Raw genomic sequence first — 20,501 nt, 5'->3', positions numbered from 1 at the left:
TCTCGGACGAGAAGACCGGGCGTGAGCTGGGCAACCACCGTTTCAGAAGGTGATCTCGAACTCTGAGATGTCGTCGTGGGGGACGGCGCCCCACTGCTTCACCAGGACATCCCAGACACGCCGCATCAGTGCCCAGTCGACTTCCCCGATGAGCTGGACGGAGACCAGCAGGTCACTTCCCCAGATGCCGTGGGTGTCGCCGTCCGGTGTGAGTTGGAGGATCTCCTCGGCCAGCTCTTGGACACCTGTCCACACCTGCACATGCAGCGGGTGGGTGCCTGAGGCCTTTTCGCCGGTGAGATCACACCAGGAGGTCCCCAGCCCCCCGCCCCTCTCCTGCAGCAGGACGGGACCACCCGTCTCCGCGACTGCCGCCGCGAGTTGATCGAGAGCGTCAGAGGCCGTGACATCACTCCGCTTGCCGAAGAACTTCACGCCGTAGACCATCCACACTCCCAGCCCGCACCCGGTCCGAGATCCTGAACGTACTCCATGGCCGGCTTGTCACGGCCTGCGCGGAACGGACGGCTTTGATGGGCCGTCCGTTTGATGGTCAGGTAGGGGTACTGCTCGTCCTGGTCACTCCGGCAGCCGTGACGGCAACACCGGCGAACGCCGCCGCACGTGATCAGCGAGCACGCGGTCACGATGACGGAGAGAGCCGGCCACCATCGAGGCCGGTGGTTCCAGTCCACCTGGGCCCACCAGCGCGGAAGCCCACCGGGCAGGTGGTGGGGGCTTCTGGTTTCTGTCGGGACGGGGCCTCTACGCTGGCCATGAAGCGACGTGAGGAGCAGTTCCATGGGCAAGCATGAGAACCCCGACACGGACCACCTGGCCGAGTTCCGCTCGTTCGACACCGATGGCTCCGGCTACCTCAGCAGGGACGAACTCATCGCCGCCCTCGCCGCGTCCGGCGACCCCCGTTCCGTCGAGGAGATCGACGCCTACATCGCCACCGCCGACAAGAACGCCGATGGGGAGATCTCCTACGAGGAGTTCCTCGGCGAGGACCGTTAGGAGCGTCGTCGCTGTCAGTAGGGTGCGGGGCGCCGGCCCAGCAGCCATCCGCCGAACACGATGCACCACAGCCCCGCGCACGCGAGGGACGCGGAGAGCATCCGCATCCCGGTCCGGCGGGCGGGGCAGCTGGAATGGTTGGGCGAGTAGCCGTCCAGGGAGAAGAGGAAGGCGCTCCCGCAGGTGAGGCGGCTGTGTCCGTCGAAGCCCCACGGGTTCGGGTACAGGCTGGCGACGAAACCCGCGGCGAGCAGTCCCATGCCGGGCACGGCCAGCGCCGCCGCCGCGAAGGATCTGCCCATGGCGTGGCCTTCCTGCTGGACCGGGAGGTGCTCAGTGGTAGAAGCAGACCAGGTCGCGGCCGGATGAGTGGCAGGTGCGCAGCCAGTCCTGGACTTCGCGGATGGAGTCGAGGGCGCCGTACTCGGTGACGGCTTCGGCGTTCATGCCGTCGAAGGAGGTCAGGAGGGCGGGCATCGCGGCGGGGGCGATGTGGCCGATGGTGGGGAAGTCGTCGATGCGGGGGAGCGCGACCGGGACGCCGGTGAAGATCAGGTCGGTGGGGTCGAAGTCCACCCCGGCCGCCTTCATCTCGGAGCCGACCGTCTCGAACCAGCTGAAACGCATCGCCGACCAGCCGCTGTTGGGGAGGAACTCCGAGGAGCGGTGCGTCTCGATGAGGATCTTGAGGCAGTAGCCGTACAGGAAGCCGACGCGGGCGTCGTACTCCTCCCCCATGATCATGTGCGTGAGGGCGCCCCGCGCGGAGGTGACGTCGTCGCCGTCCAGGCCGACGTTGCCGCGCAGCTCGTCGAGGTCCTCCAGGTCGCGGGCCCGGGAGGCCAGCAGGTCGTCCAGCAGCCGTTGGCCGCCGGAGCCGATCATCGCCTTGACGCCCTTCAGATGCACGGCGTACGCCATGATCCCGTAGCTCACACCGGGTCCCCTCGGTCGGAAATCGATCAACCGTCAGACGCTTGTGCGGCCGGAGCTGTTCCACGGAGGCGGCGGAGCATCCGGGCGTCGGTGAAGCCGACCGCGCGGGCGGCCGATTCGACGGTGGCGCCCCGGCCGATGAGGTGCTCGGCGCGTTCCAGGCGCAGGGTCTGCTGGTAGCGCAGCGGGGTGAGACCGGTCGCGGCGCCGAAGGAGCGGGTCAGGGTACGGGGGCTGCATCCGGCGGCGCGGGCGAGGGCGTCCAGGGGGAGCGGTTCGGCGAAGCGCGTCGATGACGTCCTGGACGCGGTGGACCAGGTCCGAGAGGTGGGAGCGGTGGCGGAGGACGGCGCTGGCCTGCGGTTCGGTGCCGTTGCGCCGCGTGTAGACCACCATGTCGCGGGCGATGCGGGCGGCGACGGCCGGGCCGTGCCACAGCGCGGCCAGGTGGAGGGCGAGGTCGATGCCGCTGGCGATCCCGGCGGAGGTGACGATCCGGCCGTCGACGACGTACAGGACGTCGCGGACGACCGTGGCCCTCGGGTGGCGCCGGGCGAGCTCGTCCTGGACGTCGTGGTGCGTCGTGCAGCGGCGCCCGTCGAGGAGGCCCGCGCGGCCCAGGGCGTCCGCTCCCGCGCACACGCTGACGAGGGTGGCCCCGGCCTCGTGGTGGTCGCGCAGGCGCCGGAGCGTCGACGGGCTGAGCGGCCCTGAGGAGGCCAGGGTGGGCGCCCGCCAGCCCGGGACCACGACGACGTCCCCGGCCCGCGGCTCCGGCCAGGCGGTGGACGCGCGGACGGTGATCCCCTGTGCGGTCGGGACGTCGGGCTCCTCGGCGACGTAGCCGAGCTCGTAGTCCAGGCCGGAGAACACCTGGGCGGGGCCGGCCAGGTCGAGCAGGTGCAGCCCCGGCACCAGGAGGAAGGTCACGCGTGTCATCGGGTGAGGTCGGCGATGGTGCGGATCTCGGCGAAGCGTCCGGACAGCGCGTACTCCGTCCCGGCGATGACGTCGTCCACCGGCAGCGTGCGCGGGTCGGCCAGCACCTGGGCGGGGGTGAGGCCGGGCGGGGAGCCGGGCGGGGGGGATCGGGTTGGTCGCGGTCGCGTCGGTCACGAAGGTCACGCGGTAGCCGAGGTCCGCGCCGATCCGCGCGGTCGTCTCGCAGCACTGCTCGGTGCGGATCCCGGAGATCACCAGCTCGCGGACGCCGTGCGCGGTCAGGTACTGGTGCAGGTTCGTGGTCGTGAACGCGTTGTGCGAGGTCTTGGTGAGGACGGGCTCGCCGCCCGCCGGGGCGAGGCCGTCCATCGGCCGGACGTGCCCGGACGCCGGGTCGAACGGGCCGCCCGTCCCCGGCTCGGCGTGCAGCACCCAGACGACGCGGTCGCCCGCCGCCCGGACGGCGCCGATCAGCGGGTCGATCCGGTCAGGGAGGTCGGGGGCGGAGATCAGCGGCCACAGCGGGTGGTGGCGGAACGACTCCTGGACGTCGAGACGAGAAGGGCTCGGCTCATGTCTTCCAAGCCTGCTCGCGGTGTTCCGCCCGGACAACGCCCGATCGCGTCAGGTGGCGGAACGATCCGGTCATGGCCCGGGGGCGGCGCGGATGCCGCGGCGGAAGTATTCCAGGAGCCGGTGGGCCTGGTCGGGGCCGGACGCGGCCAGCGCGATGCCGTGCGCCGCGGCGACGAGGTCGGCCACGTCGTGCCGCGCGCCCGTACGGGCGAGGAGGGCGCCGGCGGTGGCGTGCATGGCGTCGTGCCAGCGCTCGAACAGTTGCGAGCGTTCGCCGTCGCGGTCCTCGGGGATCGCCAGGATCAGCTCGCGCTTGCCGGCGACGTGCTCGACGAAGCCCCGCAGCCAGGTGAACAGGGCGTCCCAGGGCGCCTCGGCGTCCAGGAGGTCGCGGCCCTTGGCGCACAGCCGCTCGACCTCGTCGGCGTACACGGCGACGATCATGTCGCGGCGGGTCGGGAAGTGCCGGTACATGGAGGCGTTCCCGGCCCCGGCCCGGCGGGCGATCTCGTCGAGCGGGACGCCGGCGCCGCGCTCCTCGAACAGCTCCCTGGCCACCTCCAGCAGCCGTTCGTGGTTGCGGCGCGCGTCCGCCCTGCGGGGAGGCGCGGGCCGCATCGTGCCCTGCCAGGGGCCGGCACCGGACGGCATGACCCTCCTCGCTGGACGGAGAACTCGCAGCTCAGCGTACTGCGCCGACGCTCACGGCCACGGCGGAACGGCGCGGAGAGCCGCCCGTGGCGGGAGGGCGCCGCGGTGGACGTGTCGCCGGCCGCGGCGCCCCGTCCCGGCATGTGAGGATCGAGCCTCCTGGGGATATCGCTGCGGACAACGAGCCGGCGGCTCGCCGGGGCCCTTGTGGAGCAGGTTATCCACAGGCTGTGGACGAAGTCGGCGCGTTCGGGCCTTCCGGCAGGTCAGCCCGGGTGTGGGCGGCTGAGCTGGGGAGAAGGCGCCGGGGGACGGACGGTGGATCGCGGCGGGAGCCGGTTGTTCACGCCTGGGGATCACCGCCGTCCACAGGCTCGCGGGTGAGTACCTCGGCCACCACGTGGCTCACGTTGCCGGGGCCGCCCGGCCGCTTGGCGAGGTCCAGCAGCTCCCGCACCCGGATGGGGCCGACGCCCCGCGGCACGGCTTCCCCAAGGACAAGGGCAATTCCCGGGAAGGAACAGGGCCCCGCGGGCATATGCCGCGAGGCCCTGTACCAGGGTGGTCTTCACTTCTTGTACGGCACCAGCTTCTCCCGCAGCTCCAGCATCGTCCCGCGCAGCATCTGGCTGAGCTGCTCCCGGCCCGCCGGATCGGCGCTGATGAGCCGGTCGATGTCGATGATCTGCTTCTTGGTCGCCGTCACGGAGTTGAGCTGGTGGTCGAGCTTGATGTCGCCCATCCACGGGTTGCGGAACAGGTTGGCCATGTCGGTCCTGAACATCGCCACCAGGTCGTCGGGGTCGGCGAGGTGGTTCTTGACCTCGCCCACGAACATCAGCGTGGCCTTGCTGCCGATGACCGCCTGCTGCAGCGCGCTGTCGCCGGTCTTGCGGTCCAGCACGATGGTCATGCTGTAGAGCACGTCGTCCTTGACGGGCTTGAACTTCACGTACTGCAGATCGGTCCCGGCGTGGAAGCCGATGGTGGGGCACCCCAGGTGCGCCATGGCGAACACCATCTCGCCGATCAGGACCTCGTCCTTGCTCTCCCGCGCTTCGGCGCTGTTCTTGAACTTCGACAGCAGCGACAGCATCGAGACCTCCTGAAGGGGTTGGTCGGCCGGTGGCCGCGGGTCAGGCGGGGGCGCCGGCGGCGCCGGGCGCACCGGCGGCGAGCCGTCCCCGCAGGTACTTGGCCAGGGCCTGGCGGACGGCCGACAGATGCTGCTGCAGCAGGGGGTAGCGGACGGTGTAGTCGTCGGCGAAGTACGGTTCGAGGTCGAGTAGCAGCTCGACCTGCACGTACACGTAGCCGGTGGTCAGGTCGGCGTCCACGGTCATCACGCCGGGCTCGCCCACGTCCAGGAAACCGCTCTTGATCTCCGACTTGAGGGCCTGCCAGACGGTGCGGGTGTCCTGCACGCGCTCGCCGTACCCCATGTGGACGGACGCGTAGTGGCCGAGCGTCCTGGCGGCGGCGAGGCTTCCGGTGGCGTGCGTGAGCCGGAACATGACGCGCTGCTTGCCCTGCGGGTGCTCGAACCGCAGATGGTGGTGGTCGCCGTTGGAGTTGAGGTCGATGAGGGAGTTGCCCTCGGCCACCATCGCGACCACCACGGCGCCGACCAGCAGGTCGTCGATCTCGCGCGCCCGCCGCTCCTCGTCGAACCGCTGCCAGCTGCGTTTCACCAGCTGGCCGAACACCTGATCGAGCTCTTCGCTCACCGGTCCTCATCCTCCCCGTCGGAATGCCGGTCCCCGGGCGGGGCGCGGCATCCGCACCGGCCCCGTCGCGCGCACTACCTTCGCCCGAAACATCCCGCCCGTGCAAGACCCCCGCCCCTCGGGCCCAAGCCCTGCGGCCCCAACCGTCCGACCGAATCTGACCGGCCGACCGGACGCCGGGCCTCGGCCGTGGTCGGCTGGCGGGGTTAGTCGGCCAAGGCTGTCAGGGAGCGGTCGGTGTTGGGGGCGCCTATGAGGGCCAGGCCTACGGGGAGGCCGTCGGCCTTGGGGCCGGGGAAGACGGCGCAGGGGAGGCCGGAGACGCCGGCGGCGCAGGTCAGGCGGAGGGTGGCGCCGCGTACGGCGTCCACCTCGGCGGCGGAGCCGCCGAGCGGGACGGCGGGGGCGGAGGCGGCGGGCAGTGCCAGCGCGGTGCCTTCCGGGACGAGGGCGCGGACGCGGGCGCGGGCCTTCTCGATCGTGGCCCTGGCGTCGCGGAGCTCCTGTGCGGTGACGGCGGCGCCGCCGGCGAAGCGGGCGTGGATCTCGGCGGCGAGCACGCCGGGGTTGGCCTCGATCCAGGCGCCGTGGTTGGCCCACGCCTCGGAGGACTGGACGATCCGGAAGGCGTTCGCCCAGTCCGCGAGGTCGGCGCCGAACGTGCGGTCGGGCTCGGTGACGGTCAGCCCCTTGTCCCCGGCCAGGGCGAGGGCGGCGGCGCGGACGGCGGCGGCGGTCGCGGGCTCGGCGAGGGCCAGCAGGTCGGCCGGGACGATCAGGCGGCGGACGGGGGCGGCGGCGGGCAGGAACACGCGGGCCACGGCGCCGAAGAGGGCGGCGTCGCGGGTGAACCAGCCGACCGTGTCGAACGACTGGGCGAGCGGGAGCAGGCCGTCGCGGGAGACGAGGCCGTGGGTGGTGCGGATCCCGTAGAGGCCGCAGTTGGACGCGGGCACCCGTACCGAGCCGCCGGTGTCGGTGCCGAGCCCGATGTCGGCGAGCCGCTGGGCCACGGCCGAGGCGGGGCCGCTGCTGGACCCGCCGGGGACGCGTCCCGGCGCGGCGGGGTTGCGCGGGGTGCCGTAGTGGATGTTGATCCCGGCGAGGCTGTAGGCGAGCTCGTCGGTGGCGGCCAGTCCGGTGACGTCTGCGCCGGCGGACAGCAGGCGCTGGACGGCCGCGGCGTGCCGGCGTTCGACGGGCGCCTGCTCCAGCCAGAACGGGTTCCCCGCGCCGATGCGCTCTCCGGCGACGGCGAACAGGTCCTTGACCGCGACGGTGCGGTGGGCCAGGGGGCCGGAGCGTGCGCCGCGGGCGAGGGGGGCGCCGATCGTGCGCCACACGGGGTTCGGGACGGTGGCGGGCCGTCCGCGCCCGGCGGGTCCGGCGGCGTGCGCCGGGGAGCCGCCGAGGGCCAGCCCGGCCACTCCGGCCGCGGTGGCGGCGCCCAGGAGGCGGCGGCGTGCCATATCGCTCATCAGTGTCCCTACTTCTCGATTCGGTCAGGCCGAATCATGTTGTAGACACCGTTTGTTTCGTACCCATGTCGTCCGTGTTTCCGCGGCCGCCACGCGGCCGGCGGGTCCGGGCGGCGAGGGTTTCGACGATGGCGGAAATCGGGGCGCGGGTGTCGTAGGCGGGCGCTAGATTGCGCCTCATGCCGACTGGATCCCCCTTCGCCGAGCTCCCCGGCGGACTCCCCCCGGGCGCCGTGCTGGAGACCGACCAGGACTACTTCGACGACGAGACGTGGGCGGGACGCGACGTCCTCTGGGTCTCGGACGAGCGGCTCCCGGACGCGGCCGCCCACTGGCTGCGGCTGTACGAACGCCGCGCCGAGACCGGCCTGTACCCGCTGCTGCTCGACACGCTCGGCGGCGACGACGCGCGTCCGTGGCACAGCCGCGAGTTCTCCCCCGCGCCCGTGGGCACCATCGACGTGCTGTCGGCCGCCGGGGTGCTGCGCCGCTTCTGGGACGAGGTGGCGGCCGAGCCCGAGGAGGACGAGGACGCCGACATCCCCACCGGCGCGTGGCCCGGCCTGGCGGCGCCCGGCGAGGACGGCCGCGATCCCGACGCGGTGGCGCGCGGGCTGGCGACCTCGCTGGGGGAGTCGCGCTCGTGGCTGCTGGGCCTGGTGCCGGCCGGGCGCGGCGCCGACACGCTCACGCTGGCCGGGTGGGACGGCCCGGTCAACCACACCGGCTACACGCAGGAGCTGTCGGCCGTCGTGCGGTCCTGGGAGGAGCGGTTCGGGGCGCGCGTGGTGGCGGTCGGGTTCGACACCCTCGACCTCTCCGTCGCGGCGCCTCCGGTGACGTTCGAGCACGCGCTGAACGTGGCGGCCGAGCACCACGCGTTCTGCCCCGACAATGTGTGGCAGGGCAGCGGGTCTCTGGAGGAGTACGCCAAGGGCCTCGTCGGCGCCGATCGCTGGACGTTCTGGTGGGACTGACGACGTGTCCACAGGCTGTGGACAAGTCTGGGCGCCTCCTGGGGCGGGTCACACGGTGTCGGCGCCGAAGGCGGCCTTGAGTTCACTCTTCAACGCCGTGCTCGGGGTGACGTAGTAGCGCGCGTCGATGCGCATGAGGACGTCCCCCTCGGGGCGGATCAGCCTGATGCGCACCTCGGTCGGGCCCGGGTGGGCCAGCAGGATCTCCTTGAGCCGGGAGACCAGCGGCGGGGTGACCCGTAGCTCGGCGAAGGTGAGCGTCAGCGGGGCGCTGTCGGACGCGGCCGCCAGATCGGGGACCTCCATGTCCATGACCATGAGGCGGGGGACGTCCTCGCGCTTGTCCAGCCGCCCCTTCACCAGGACGATGCGGTCCTCGGCGAGTTGCGGGCCGGCGAGCAGGTAGGACGAGGGGAAGAACAGGCAGTCGATCGTCCCGCCGAGGTCCTCGACGGTGGCGATCGCCCACGGCTTGCCCTGCTTGGTCATCTTCCGCTGCAGCCCGGAGACGATGCCGCCGACGGTGACGACGGCGCCGTCGGGGAGGCGCTCGTCGGCGACGAGGGCGGCGATGGGCTGGTCGGTGCGGGCGCGCAGCGCGTTCTCCAGGCCGAGCAGCGGATGGTCGGAGACGTACAGCCCGAGCATGTCCCGCTCCTGGGCGAGGCGGTGGGTCTTGTCCCATTCGTCCGTCGCGAACTCCAGGCCGAGATCGAAGCCCGTCCCGGTGCCGGCGTCGTCCGGGACGTCGAGGGCGAACAGGTCGTGCTGCCCGAACGCGCGGCTGCGCTTCACCCCGATGACGGCGTCGACGGCCTGCTCGTGCTGCTCGGCGAGCCCCTTGCGGGTGTGCCCGAGCGAGTCGTACGCGCCCGCCTTGATCAGCGACTCGACGGTGCGCTTGTTGCAGACCACCGCCTCCACCTTGTCCAGGAAGTCGGGGAACGACCGGAACCTCCCCCGCTCGGCGCGGGTCGCCAGGATCGAGTCGACGACGTTGGCGCCGACGTTGCGCACGGCGGTCAGCCCGAAGCGGATGCGGTCGTCGCCCTGCGGCGTGAACTCGGCGTCGGAGTCGTTCACGTCCGGGGGCAGCACGCGGATGCCCATCCGGCGGCACTCCCCCAGATATACCGCCATCTTGTCCTTGTCGTCCTTGACGCTGGTGAGGAGCGCCGCCATGTACTCGGCCGGATGGTTGGCCTTCAGGTAGGCGGTCCAGTAGGAGACGAGCGCGTACGCCGCCGCGTGCGCCTTGTTGTAGGCATAGCCGGCGAACGGCACCATGACGTCCCACACCGCCTGGACGGCCTCATCGGAGTAGCCGCGTTCCCTGCACCCCTTCTGGAACGGGATGAACTCCTTGTCGAGGATCTCCTTCTTCTTCTTGCCCATGGCGCGGCGCAGCAGGTCGGCCTGCCCGAGCGAGTAGCCGGCGAGCTTCTGCGCGGCGCGCTGCACCTGCTCCTGGTAGACGACGAGCCCGTACGTCTCGCCGAGGACGTCCTCCAGGGGCTCCTCCAGTTCGGGGTGGATCGGAGTGACCTCCTGCTGGCCGTTCTTGCGCAGCGCGTAGTTGGTGTGCGAGTTCATCCCCATCGGACCCGGCCGGTAGAGCGCGGTCACGGCGGTGATGTCGGCGAACGTGTCGGGCCGCATCATCCGCAGCAGCGACCGCATCGCCGCGCCGTCGAACTGGAACACCCCGAGCGTGTCGCCGCGCGCGAACAGTTCGTAGGTCGGCGTGTCGTCCAGCGGCAGGTCGAGCAGGTTCAGGTCGAGGCCGCGGTGGCGGCGGATCGCCTTGACCGCGTCGTCCATGATGGTGAGGTTGCGCAGGCCGAGGAAGTCCATCTTCAGCAGCCCGAGCGACTCGCACGTGGGGTAGTCGAACTGCGTGATGACCGTCCCGTCCTGCGGGCGCATGGACACCGGGACGTGCTCGGTCAGCGGCTCGGCGGACATGATGACCCCGGCCGCGTGCACCCCGGTCTGCCGGATCAGGCCCTCCAGCCCGCGGGCGGTGTCGATCACCTGGCGGACCTCGGAGTCGCCCTCGTACAGCGCCCGGACCTCCGCCGCCTCCGCGTAGCGCGGGTGGGAGGAGTCGGAGATGCCCGACAGCGGGATCCCCTTGCCGCCCACGTCCACGGGCATCGCCTTGGTGATGCGGTCGCCGAGCGCGTACGGATGCCCCAGCACGCGGCACGCGTCCTTCACCGCGGCCTTCGCCTTGATGACGCCGAACGTCACGATCTGCGCGACCTTGTCCGCCCCCCAGCGGTCGGTGACGTACCGGATGACCTCGCCGCGGCGGCGTTCGTCGAAATCTATGTCGATGTCGGGCATCGAGACGCGCTCGGGATTGAGGAAGCGCTCGAAGATGAGGCCGTGCGGGATCGGGTCGAGGTCGGTGATGCCCAGCGCGTACGCCACCAGCGACCCGGCCGCCGAACCGCGCCCCGGCCCGACCGCGATGCCCTTCTCCTTGGCCCACATGATGAAGTCGGCGACGACCAGGAAGTACGACGGGAAACCCATCTCGGCGATGACGCCCATCTCGAACTCGGCGCGCCGCCGGTACTCCTCCTCGGCACGCCCACCGCCGCGTCCATCGCTGCCGGAACCGTCGCCGTAGCCGTCGGGAAAACGCCGCGCCAGGCCACGCCACACCTCGGCACGGAACCAGCCCTCCTCCGTCTCCCCTTCGGGGACGGGGAAGCGCGGCATGAGGTCCTTGCGGTCGAACATCCCCGCGGTGTCGACCCGTCCCGCGATGAGCGCGGTGTTGCGGCATCCGGACTGCCACGCCTCCGACGGGTCGATGGCGTACATCTGCTCCGGCGACTTCAGGAAATAGCCCGACCCCTCGAACCGGAACGCCGGGTCGTCCAGCCGCGAACCCGTCTGCACGCACAGCAGCGCCGAGTGCGCGGTCGCCTCGTGCTCGTAGGTGTAATGCGAGTCGTTGGTGACGACGAAGGGCGCGCCGAGCCGTGCCGCGACCCGCTCCAGACCGGCGCGCGCACGCCGGTCGATGTCGATGTCGTGGTCCATCAGCTCGACGAAGAAATCGTCCTTGCCGAAGATGTCCTGGAACTCCCCGGCCGCGCGCAGCGCCTCGTCCTCCTGCCCCAGGCGGATGCGCGTCGCGACCTCGCCGGAGGGGCAGCCGGTCGTCGCCATGAGACCGTCGGCGTACCGCGCGAGCAGCTCGCGGTCCATGCGCGGCTTGCGGAAGTATCCCTCCAGCGCCGCGCGCGACTGGAGGCGGAAAAGGTTGTGCAACCCGGTCGCGTCGCGCGCCCAGATCGTCATGTGCGTGTACGCGCCGGCGCCCGAGACGTCGTCGCCCTTCTGCGCGGGCGTGCCCCACCGGACGGGCTTCTGCGTGGCGCGGTGCTCGGGCGCGAGGTACGCCTCGATGCCCAGCACGGGTGTGACGCCGGCGGCGACGGCCTGGCCGTAGAACTCGTACAGGCCGTGGAGGTTGCCGTGGTCGGTCATGGCGAGCGCGCCCATGCCGAGATCGCCGACCGCCTGGAAGAGGTCTTCGAGGCGCGCCGCGCCGTCCAGCATGGAGTACTCGGTGTGCACGTGAAGGTGCGTGAATTCCTGGGACCCCACCGGTCCGTCCCCCTCCCGTCCTGCGTTCTCGGAATCGGCCGCTTTATTCGGGACGGAGCGCGTCCAGCATGGCCTGGAGGCCGAGCGCCACGTCGTCGGCGGACGGCGCGTTCTCCGGGTCCACCAGCCACTGGAGCGAGAGCCCGGCGACCAGCGCCATGTGCACGGATCCGACGGCGCGGACCGCCTGCTCGTCGCCGGGGTCGACGCCGGGGAAGGCGACGCCCATCGGCTCGCGCGACCGCTCGTAGGCGGCGGCGATCTGCTCGCGCACGCCGGGGAGCCGGCCCGCCTGGGACAGCGCCTCGATGGTGGAAACGATCATCGCGCGGTCGGTGACGTACGACTCGATCACCGCCTTCCACATGGTCGCGAACCGCTGCCGCCGCTCGGCCCCCGTCGCGGCCGCACCGGCCCCCGTCTTCGTCCCGCCCGCCTCCGGGGGGGCCTCGCCGGGGGTGTGGACGACCTTCTCGCCCCAGGCGTCGACGGTCTCCAGGAGCGCGGCGGTGAGCAGCTCCTCCTTGGAGCCGTAGTGGTAGTTGATCGAGGCGACGTTGGCGTCGGCGGCCGCCGCGAGGTCGCGCGAGGTGGTGCGCGCGTACCCGCGCTCCGCCAGGAGGCGCCGGGCCGCGGACAGCAGGCGTTCACGTTGTCCCATGGCGCCCGACCCTACCTCGTTTCAAGCAAACGTTTAAAGCGCATGTTTAATGCGCGCGGGTCGTGGCTCGCGTCTTGACCGGACGGATCCGGCTGCCTAGTGTGTGGACAGTACTAGACAGACCTGTCTGTCTGGTACCCGGGAGAGGTGGACCTCGCCGGAATGCGGTACGAGCGGCCGTTCGTCGTGCACGGCGCGGCCGCCTGGGAGACGACGAACTCGCCGCGTACGTGCGGGCGTACCGGGAACGGCCGGCACACGGCGGCAGCGGCATCGGATGGAGGCGGCCTGACATGAAGATCGTGGTGATCGGGGCGAGCGGGATCATCGGATCCGCGGTCGCCGCCGCGCTGGAGAAGGAGCACGAGGTCGTCCGGGCGTCGCGGCGCGGCCCGGTGCGGGTGGACATGAACGACACCGCCTCGATCGACGCGCTCTTCGCGTCCGTCCCGGACGTGGACGCGGTGGTGTGCTGCGCGGCCGGCGCCCCGCTGACGCCCCTGGACTCCGGCCCCGGAGTGGACGTGGAGGACGTCGTACGGCCAAAGCTGTTCGGGCAGGTCCATCTCGTCCGGTGCGCGGTCCGGTACCTGCGGGACGGCGGCTCGGCCACGCTCACGGGCGGGGTGTTCGAGCGCCCGATGGCGGGCGGCGCGCTTGGCGCCATGGTGAACGCTGGGCTGGAGGCGTTCGTCGCGGGCGCGGCGATCGAGATGCCCCGCGGGCTGCGCCTGAACGTGGTCAGCCCGGGCTGGGTGGCGGAGACGCTGGAGTCCCTGGGCATGGACGCCTCCGAGGGCACGCCCGTCGGCGAGGTGGTGAAGGACTACGTCGCCGCCGTGGAGGGTGCCGACCAGGGGCGGACGTTCCGGCCGTCCAGACCGACAGGTCTGTCTATAGAGTGAGGTGAGGAGCGCCAGGGAGGTTCCATGGCCGGCACCGGCAGGACGAGCGCGCGAGGCGGCGCCGCCACCAAGAGGTCCGCGCGCGAGCCGGCCCGCGACCGCATCCTGCGGACGGCGACCGACCTCTTCTACACCTACGGAATCCGCGGCGTCGGCATCGACCGGATCATCGCCGAGTCCGGGGTGGCGAAGGCGACGCTGTACGCGCACTTCCGGTCCAAGGACGAACTGGTGCTCGCCTACCTCCGGCAGGCCGATGAGAAATGGCGCCGCATGCTGCGCGAGGCGGCCGCCGCGGCAGGCGACGACCCGCGCGCCCAGCTGCCCGCCATGTTCAACGCCATCGGCGCCCCCAGCCCGCCTACCGACACCGCGGCCTTGGACGCGGAGCGCTCCACCGGCGTTGGCGCGTCGCGCGATGGCGGGACTCCCAGCGGTGCTGAGGGCTTGAGGGAGGGCACTGCCTCGCGCGGCGCGGCGGCGGGGAGCTTCCGGGGGTGTGCGTTCATCAACTCGGCGAGCGAGTCGCAGCCCGGGTCGCCCGTGCATGAGGCGACGATCGAGCACAAGCGGCTCGTGCGCGAGTGGGTGGAGGGGCTGGCCGCCAAGGCCGGGGCCGCCGATCCCGCGCTGCTCGCGCGTCAGCTCACGGTGTTGCTGGACGGCGCGATGTCGGCCGCGTCCACCGAGCCCGTGCCCGATGTCATCCCAGCCGCCCGTGCGGGCGCCCAGGCCCTGGTGGCCGCCGCCTGCCCGTAAGGGGCTGCCCCGGCGCACCGTCACCAGGCGCAGCGACAGCCCGGGTCGCCGATGAGGCCGGGCTCCGGCAGGCCGCCGACGCCTACGGGACCAAGTACGGGCGCCTTCCACGACACCGAGGGGCGCCGACCGCCGGCCCGCCCTCGTGTGCGCTGTTCGGGATCGTCCCGGACAAGGGGCCGGCGTTCCCGGTCGACGAGCGCTAATCGCCCCCTCGCTGGAGGTTCTGACCCCGTCGCCCCGGCCGGGGAGGCGGTGTGTCGGCTGGAGCGGGGGTGGGGATGCCGCGAGGGTGTTTCCCACAGGGCGCCCGTTGTTGACGCGGCTGGGGAAGACCGGTGGGCGACGACAATCCACCGCCCTGGGGGCATTGTGGAGCGGCACTGCCCACAGGGTGTGAACGCCCTGTGGGCAACTCGTCGCTCGGTGTGCTTTCGACACTGGTCAGAGGGTTCTCCACGACGTGGAAAAGCGTCCCGGCCGGATGTGGAGGCATGGGGATGACCGGTGGACGACGCCTTCGGGCCATGACTCACACGGTGTGCGCAATAGTTATCCACAGGCTGTGGATTGCGGTGGACGACGGCGACGGCCGCGCCGTTCCTGTGAAGCGGCGGGGCGGCGGGGCCCGCGGTCGTGGAAAGCCTGGCTTCCTGGGGATTTCGCTGTGGAGTGACGGACCGGATACGCCCCCGAGCAGGGCTTCCAGGCTGTGCGTCACGTTTCCCCCAGCCTGTGGATGAAGTGTCTCAGGCACGCGTCCCGGCCGCCATGAAGATCGGGACGGCGACGAGCAGCCGGCCGGCCCGGGCCCGTGCGCGCTGCTCGCCGAGCCAGGCGCCCGCCTCCTCGTCCGTGATCGCGTTCGCCGCGCGGCAGGCCGCCGCGGCGGCGGCGAGCAGGGGAAGCGCCGTCTCGTCGGTGAACACGGCGGTGCGGGCCTCCACGGTCACGTCGCGGAAACCGCCGTCCAGCAGCAGCGCGCGATGGGCGCGGGCGGCGCGGGGCGAGGCGATCCGCCCGGCACGGGTGCGCACGATGGTGCGGGTCAGGCCGGGCCGATCGGAGTCGATCACGATGGCGTCCCAGTCCTGCCCGGTCAGGACCGCGCGCCCGCCCGGTTCCAGGACGCGCCGCGCCTCGGCGACCGCCCGCGCCGGCTCGGCCAGGTCGTGCAGGACCTTGTCGGCCCGGTAGCCGCCGAGTTCACCGTCCCCGAACGGGAGCGCGAGCGCGTCGCCGGCCCGGAACGCCGCCGCGTGCGCGGGCCACCGCCGCCGCGCCGCCGCCACCATCCGCTCGTCGGCGTCCAGGCCGATCGCCCGGACGCCGCGCTCGGCGAGCTCGGCGACGGCACGGCCCGCGCCGCACCCCACGTCCACCACCCTCGTCCCCAAGGCCGGGACGCCCGCGCTTCCGAGCAGGTCGTACGAGCGGGCGCGGAGGGCGGCGGCGTCGGGCCGGGCGTCGGCCAGATCGAGCCGGCGGACGAGATCGTCGAGGTCAGGAGTGGACATGGCGGACATGCTGCGACTTAATGTCGACATGAAGTCAAGCCCCGGGATGAGCATCGGCGCGGCCGCCGCCCGTTTCGGCCTGGCCCCCCACGTCCTGCGGCACTGGGAGGCGGAGGGCCTGCTCGCGCCCGCCCGCGCCGCCGGGGACCGGCGCCGGTACGGCACCGGCGACCTCTACCGGATCGCGATGATCGTGCGGGCCAAGGGGGCCGGGCTGGGGCTGGAGGAGATCCGCGCCATGTTCGCCACGGCCGCGCCCGCCGAGCGCCGCGAGGTCCTGCGCCGCCGCCGGGACGAACTGCGGCGGCGAATCGCCGAGGCCCGCGCCGCGATCGAGATCATCGAATGCGCGCTGGACTGCGACCACGAGGACTTCACCCGGTGCGCCCACGTCCAGTCCGTGATCGGGGCGCGGACGGGCCCGCCCGCGCCGCCCGCGCCGCCGCGCCCGGCGCCACGCCCGGGCGCGCAAATGCTCGGCGCCCACGGGCCCGCGGGCCTACCGTGAGAGCGCGCCTCCTCCCCGCCCCACTCCGGAAAAGGCCCCCCACCTGCGAACATCAGTTCGAATCGGTGCTAGGCTCGCGGACTCATGGGGCACCTTCTGAACGAGCCGATCCGGGCCGAGCACGACCCGTCCGGCAGGCTCACCGCGTACGAGTGGCGGGGCTCGCGCTACGCCGTGGACGAGGTCCTGAAGACGTACGGATCGTCCCCGGACGCGCTGGTCTACCGGGTCAGGATCAACGGGGACGACGGCGTCGCGATCGCGGAGCTCAGCCGTGACGCGGACCGCTGGCGGATCCGGCACCTCTTCTCCGCCTGATCCGGCCGTTCCAGCCACGCCGGCACGCGGGGAACGCTCGGCGCCGGTCGCGGACCGGGTGGTGTGGACGCGGATCGACGGCATCCAGGGCCTCCCCCTGGACCTGATGGCCGCCCGCATCGGGCGCCGCCACTACGCGCCGCACTCGCACGAGGAGTTCGCGATCGGCGTGTGCACCGGCGGCCTGGAGGCCATCCGCTACCGGGGCGAACTCCGGTACAACGGCCCCGGCAGCGTGGTGGTCGTCGAGCCAGGCGAGCCGCACACCGGCGGCCCCGCCAACGAGCAGGGCTTCGCGTACCGCGTCCTGTACCCGGCGCCCAGCCTCCTCGCCGAGCTCGGCCGCGGCGCGCTGCCGCACTTCCGGGACGCGATCATCGCGGACGACGACCTGGCCCGCCGGATGTGGACCGTGCACCGCGCCCTCACCCGGCGGCCCGGTCAGGGCGCGCGGCCGGAGCCGCTGGAGGGCGAGTCGATGCTGCTGTCGCTGCTCGACGTTCTCGTCCGGCGCCATGCCGGACGGTCCGCCGGCGCCGCCGTGCTCGGCGGGCGGCGGCACGACACGGCGGCGGCGTGGATCGCCCGGACGGTGTCGGTCCGGCTCGCCGACGAGCTCACCGGCCCGCCGACGCTTGAGGAGATGGCCGCCGACCTGGGGCTGTCGCGGTACCAGGTGCTGCGCGGGTTCCGGGAGATCATGGGCATGCCGCCGTACGCGTGGCTGGCCCAGCACCGGGTGGCGCGCGCCCGCTCGCTGCTCGACGCGGGCCTGCCCCCGGCCGAGGCGGCGGCCCGGGTCGGGTTCGCCGACCAGGCCCACCTGACCCGCTGGTTCAGGCGGGTGCTGGGGGTCACGCCGGGCGCGTACCGCAACAGCGTTCAAGACGGCACCGGCCGCGCGATCCGAGACTGAGGACTCATACCGGATACGACCGGGCATCCGGAGGAACCGGGCCCGGAGGCCGATGGAGGAGCCGGTGAGTCGTCGGGGCTGGGTGCTGTTCGCGCTGATGAGCGTGCTGTGGGGGATCCCCTATTTGATGATCAAGGTGGCGGTGGAGGGCGGGATCTCGGTGCCCGTCCTGGTGTTCGCCCGGACCGCGCTGGGCGCCGCCGTCCTGCTGCCCCTCGTCGTGCGGCGCGGCGCGGGCGGGCCGGGCGCGGGCGGACTCGGGACGCTGCGCCGCCACTGGCGGCCGATCCTCGCCTTCGCCGCGCTGGAGATCCTCGGCCCGTGGGCCCTGCTGTCGGACGCGGAACGGCACCTGTCCAGCTCGATGACCGGCCTGCTGATCGCCGCCGTGCCGATCGCGGGACTGGTCCTGGCCCGGCTGCTGGAGACCTGGGAGAGGGCGCGGGGCAAGGAGACGGCCGGTACCGGCGAACGGCTCGGCCCGGCGCGCTGGGCCGGGCTGCTGCTGGGGCTGGGCGGCGTCGGCGTGCTGGCGGCCCCGCATCTCGAAGGCGGCAGCGCCTGGGCGATCGGCGAGATCATGCTGGTGGTGCTGGGCTACTCGATCGCCCCGATGATCGCGGCCCGGCGGCTGGGGGAGGTCCCGAGCCTGCAGATGACCGTCGCGTGCCTCACCCTCGCCGCCCTCGTCTACGCCGCCCCCGCGGCCGCGACCTGGCCGGAGTCGATGCCGGACGGGACGGTGCTGGCCGCGCTCGCCGGGCTCGGGATCGTCTGCACCGCGCTCGCGTTCGTGGTGTTCTTCGAGCTGATCCGCGAGGTCGGGACGTCCCGGGCCATGGTCTTCACCTACGTGAACCCGGCGGTCGCGGTGGCCGCGGGCGTCCTGTTCCTGGACGAGCCGCTCACCGGGACGATCGCCGCCGCGTTCGTGCTGATCCTCTGCGGCTCCGTCCTGGCCACGGGCAGCCGCCGCCGACCCGGCCTCCCGCCCGAACCGGAGCGCCGGTCGGAGGAGGTCCGGGCCGAGCCGCACGCCTGACCTCAGCGGAGGACGGCGATGAACGTCCGCGGCTCGCCGACGTTCCCGGACGCGTCGATGGCGCGGTACTCGATGGTGTGGCGGCCCTTGCCGATCCCGCCGTACGACAGGTGGTCGATCACCGTCCCCTTCTCGGTGAAGCGGAACGGCGCCGTGGAGTCGGTCGGCCAGCCGAAGTAGTTGTACCAGCCGTCCCCGTCCACCCGGAACTCGCCGACCACGGTGCCCGGCCGGTCGTCGGACGCGGTCAGCCGCATGGTGAACGGCCCGTCGAAGACGTACTCGGGCGGGTGCCCGGGCCGCCGCCGGATCTCGGACGCCCGCGACAGCTCGTAGGCCACCGTCGGGCGCCGCGCGTCGATCGTCCACTCGCGGACCGCGCCGGCGCCCACGCGGGCGGTGAGGCGGTGCGTCCCGGGGGAGAGCCGGAGCCGGCCGAGGTCCACGGAGCGCTCGCCGCCGCGCACCACCCGCCCGTCGATCTCCCAGCGGATCCGCGGGACCTCCCGGACGGGATGGGTGGTCTCGGCGTGGACCACGTCATCGGTGCTCACCGCGCGGTCCGTGGGCGTCGAGGCGCCGAAGCCCACCGGCACCTCGGACGGCGGTGTCTCCACCCGCGTGTCCACGTTCCACGCGCGGGTCTGCGTCAGCGCCGCCGACGCGCGGATCGCCGGATCGCGGACGAACCCGGTCGGGTCGGTGACCGTGGCCTTCACCGTGTGCGCGCCGGGCCGGAGTCGCAGCCGCGCCAGGTCGAGATTGCGGGCGCCGCGCGCCGCCCGCACCTCCCGGCCGTCGACCTCCCAGGAGATCGACAGCTCGTGACCGGTCGGATGCGCCGTCTCCAGCCACAGCACCCGGTCGGCGCCCACGGGCGCGTCGTTCGGGGCGTGCGCCTGGACGAGGGCGACCTTGGCGGAGATCCGCTGCGTCATGCGCTCCCGCGCGGGCTGGTCGAAGTAGTAGCCCAGCGTCTTCATCATCGAGTGCCGGCTCGGACGCCAGACGCCCCTGGTGCTGTAGAGGCCGCCCTCGTACCGTCCGATCAGGCCCCCGGACTCGCTCGGCTCGCCCAGCCACCGCCACCACTTCGTCCGCCGCTCCCTCATCTGCCGCTCGGTGAGGAGGGTGTGATGGACGGAGTCGGGCTCGCCGCCCTCGTACGCGCCGCCCGGGACGCCCCGCTGGTAGTAGTCGTACTCGTCGTCCAGCCCCCCGAGCGAATGGCCCAGCTCGTGCGGCGTGATCAGCGCCGACAGGGCGTTCCCGCCGGACGCGGTGGCGTAGGTGCCGCCCGCGCCGCCGTAGGTGTCGCTGTTGGCCAGCGCGAGGATCTGCCGGTTGGCGGAGGTCGTCCCGGGGACCATGTCGGCGTACGACTTCGCGGCGGCCGAGTTCATGGTGAGCAGGCGCTGCGGCCCCGCCTCCTTGCACCCGCCCCAGAACGCCATGCCCAGCGGCGTGGTGCGGCGCGGCGACGACAGACCGGGATCGCAGCTCACCCCGCTCTCACCGGAGGTGATCTCGACGGCGTAGACGTTGACATAGCCGCGGTACGACTTGAACGGCTCGATCGTCCACAGGTCGTTCAGGTGCTTGTCGAGGTGGGCGCGGAACCTCGGCATGTCCGCGGACGTGTAGCCGTCGCCCAGGACCACCAGGTTGAACCGCCTGGCCGGATCCCCGGTCACCTGAACCGGAACGACCTCGGCCGCACCGCCCTCGTCCTGCGCGGCGGCCGTGGTGCTGGGGCCGCCCGTATGGACGGTGGCCGCGGCGCCCGTCGCTGTGAACGTCGCCAGCGGCAGCATGGCGGCGGTGGCGATCGTGCTGACGCTCTTGGCCTTCTTCGCCCTCGGCATGCGCGCACTCCTCGCGTCGGGGCGCGCGGCGGGCGAGGCAGCCCGGGGGGACGGCGCGCCGGCTCAGCCCGCTGAT

Annotated in this window: 21 protein-coding genes and 1 pseudogene; 8 read left to right on the top strand and 14 right to left on the bottom strand. The window is 72.6% G+C overall.

The annotated features are described in order from the left end of the window. Positions 1–42 precede the first annotated feature (42 nt). Positions 43–447 (bottom strand): hypothetical protein, encoded by a 405-nt coding sequence (locus tag ACZ466_RS21460; RefSeq protein WP_378280514.1) that lies wholly within the window; start codon positions 445–447, stop codon positions 43–45. Positions 448–801: 354 nt separating this feature from the next. Here ACZ466_RS21460 and ACZ466_RS21455 point away from each other — a divergent pair, with 354 nt between their 5' ends. Continuing rightward, the gene (locus ACZ466_RS21455) at positions 802–1,020 is read left to right on the top strand and encodes an EF-hand domain-containing protein (RefSeq protein ID WP_378280512.1); all 219 of its coding nucleotides are present in this window, start codon (positions 802–804) and stop codon (positions 1,018–1,020) included. A gap of 14 nt (positions 1,021–1,034) precedes the next feature. Here ACZ466_RS21455 and ACZ466_RS21450 read toward each other — a convergent pair whose 3' ends face one another. The 9 genes and pseudogenes from ACZ466_RS21450 to ACZ466_RS21410 all read right to left on the bottom strand — a co-directional run bounded on the left by ACZ466_RS21450 (position 1,035) and on the right by ACZ466_RS21410 (position 7,330). After that, a complete protein-coding gene (locus ACZ466_RS21450; protein ID WP_378280510.1) occupies positions 1,035–1,322 on the bottom strand; it encodes a hypothetical protein in 288 nt (95 codons plus the stop codon). Between the two features lie 31 nt (positions 1,323–1,353). After that, entirely contained in the window at positions 1,354–1,956 is a 603-nt protein-coding gene (locus ACZ466_RS21445; RefSeq protein ID WP_378280508.1) for a DUF7691 family protein, read from the bottom strand. 26 nt (positions 1,957–1,982) lie between these two features. Then, on the bottom strand, positions 1,983–2,222 hold the full coding sequence (locus ACZ466_RS21440; RefSeq protein WP_378280685.1) for a helix-turn-helix domain-containing protein: 240 nt from the start codon (positions 2,220–2,222) through the stop codon (positions 1,983–1,985). 235 nt (positions 2,223–2,457) lie between these two features. Further along, a pseudogene (locus tag ACZ466_RS21435) lies at positions 2,458–3,510 on the bottom strand (isochorismatase family protein); the annotation flags it as partial. A gap of 33 nt (positions 3,511–3,543) precedes the next feature. Then, positions 3,544–4,125, bottom strand: coding sequence for a TetR/AcrR family transcriptional regulator (locus ACZ466_RS21430; RefSeq protein WP_378280505.1), 582 nt, complete (start codon positions 4,123–4,125; stop codon positions 3,544–3,546). A 343-nt stretch (positions 4,126–4,468) separates the two neighbouring features. Beyond that, the gene (locus tag ACZ466_RS21425; RefSeq protein WP_378280503.1) at positions 4,469–4,609 is read right to left on the bottom strand and encodes a hypothetical protein; all 141 of its coding nucleotides are present in this window, start codon (positions 4,607–4,609) and stop codon (positions 4,469–4,471) included. A gap of 84 nt (positions 4,610–4,693) precedes the next feature. Further along, complete coding sequence (locus tag ACZ466_RS21420) at positions 4,694–5,221, bottom strand: hypothetical protein (protein WP_378280502.1); 528 nt, start codon at positions 5,219–5,221, stop codon at positions 4,694–4,696. A gap of 40 nt (positions 5,222–5,261) precedes the next feature. Continuing rightward, entirely contained in the window at positions 5,262–5,852 is a 591-nt protein-coding gene (locus ACZ466_RS21415) for a hypothetical protein (RefSeq protein WP_378280500.1), read from the bottom strand. Between the two features lie 206 nt (positions 5,853–6,058). Next, positions 6,059–7,330 carry an amidase gene (locus tag ACZ466_RS21410; RefSeq protein ID WP_378280498.1) on the bottom strand — a complete coding sequence of 424 codons (1,272 nt, stop codon included), beginning with the start codon at positions 7,328–7,330 and terminating at the stop codon, positions 6,059–6,061. 179 nt (positions 7,331–7,509) lie between these two features. Here ACZ466_RS21410 and ACZ466_RS21405 point away from each other — a divergent pair, with 179 nt between their 5' ends. After that, the gene (locus ACZ466_RS21405) at positions 7,510–8,307 is read left to right on the top strand and encodes a DUF4253 domain-containing protein (protein WP_378280496.1); all 798 of its coding nucleotides are present in this window, start codon (positions 7,510–7,512) and stop codon (positions 8,305–8,307) included. A gap of 48 nt (positions 8,308–8,355) precedes the next feature. Here ACZ466_RS21405 and dnaE read toward each other — a convergent pair whose 3' ends face one another. Together dnaE and ACZ466_RS21395 are read right to left on the bottom strand one after the other, a co-directional pair. Then, on the bottom strand, positions 8,356–11,934 hold the full coding sequence (gene dnaE / locus ACZ466_RS21400) for a DNA polymerase III subunit alpha (RefSeq protein ID WP_378280494.1): 3,579 nt from the start codon (positions 11,932–11,934) through the stop codon (positions 8,356–8,358). A gap of 43 nt (positions 11,935–11,977) precedes the next feature. Next, on the bottom strand, positions 11,978–12,595 hold the full coding sequence (locus ACZ466_RS21395) for a TetR/AcrR family transcriptional regulator (RefSeq protein ID WP_378280492.1): 618 nt from the start codon (positions 12,593–12,595) through the stop codon (positions 11,978–11,980). A 293-nt stretch (positions 12,596–12,888) separates the two neighbouring features. Between ACZ466_RS21395 and ACZ466_RS21390 the strand changes: the two genes are divergently transcribed. Continuing rightward, positions 12,889–13,500 (top strand): short chain dehydrogenase, encoded by a 612-nt coding sequence (locus ACZ466_RS21390; protein WP_378280490.1) that lies wholly within the window; start codon positions 12,889–12,891, stop codon positions 13,498–13,500. 24 nt (positions 13,501–13,524) lie between these two features. Next, a complete protein-coding gene (locus tag ACZ466_RS21385; RefSeq protein WP_378280488.1) occupies positions 13,525–14,259 on the top strand; it encodes a TetR/AcrR family transcriptional regulator in 735 nt (244 codons plus the stop codon). Between the two features lie 749 nt (positions 14,260–15,008). Here ACZ466_RS21385 and ACZ466_RS21380 read toward each other — a convergent pair. Continuing rightward, positions 15,009–15,776 (bottom strand): methyltransferase domain-containing protein, encoded by a 768-nt coding sequence (locus ACZ466_RS21380; protein ID WP_378280486.1) that lies wholly within the window; start codon positions 15,774–15,776, stop codon positions 15,009–15,011. Positions 15,777–15,804: 28 nt separating this feature from the next. Here ACZ466_RS21380 and ACZ466_RS21375 point away from each other — a divergent pair, with 28 nt between their 5' ends. The 4 genes from ACZ466_RS21375 (at position 15,805) to ACZ466_RS21360 (ending at position 18,560) form a co-directional block, all read left to right on the top strand. Further along, entirely contained in the window at positions 15,805–16,284 is a 480-nt protein-coding gene (locus ACZ466_RS21375; protein WP_464043914.1) for a MerR family transcriptional regulator, read from the top strand. A gap of 84 nt (positions 16,285–16,368) precedes the next feature. Beyond that, positions 16,369–16,602 carry a hypothetical protein gene (locus ACZ466_RS21370; protein WP_378280482.1) on the top strand — a complete coding sequence of 78 codons (234 nt, stop codon included), beginning with the start codon at positions 16,369–16,371 and terminating at the stop codon, positions 16,600–16,602. Positions 16,603–16,663: 61 nt separating this feature from the next. Then, positions 16,664–17,518, top strand: a complete 855-nt coding sequence (locus tag ACZ466_RS21365; protein WP_378280480.1) for a helix-turn-helix transcriptional regulator — start codon at positions 16,664–16,666, stop codon at positions 17,516–17,518. Between the two features lie 64 nt (positions 17,519–17,582). Next, positions 17,583–18,560 carry a DMT family transporter gene (locus ACZ466_RS21360; RefSeq protein ID WP_378280478.1) on the top strand — a complete coding sequence of 326 codons (978 nt, stop codon included), beginning with the start codon at positions 17,583–17,585 and terminating at the stop codon, positions 18,558–18,560. A gap of 2 nt (positions 18,561–18,562) precedes the next feature. Here the strand turns inward: ACZ466_RS21360 and ACZ466_RS21355 are convergent, their stop codons facing one another. Beyond that, positions 18,563–20,425, bottom strand: a complete 1,863-nt coding sequence (locus tag ACZ466_RS21355) for a M64 family metallopeptidase (RefSeq protein ID WP_378280476.1) — start codon at positions 20,423–20,425, stop codon at positions 18,563–18,565. Positions 20,426–20,501 lie beyond the last annotated feature (76 nt).

It is taken from the genome of Actinomadura rugatobispora, from assembly GCF_055379765.1.
The sequence above is the reverse complement of the archived record's forward strand: the minus strand, read 5'-3'. Positions and strand labels throughout refer to the sequence as shown.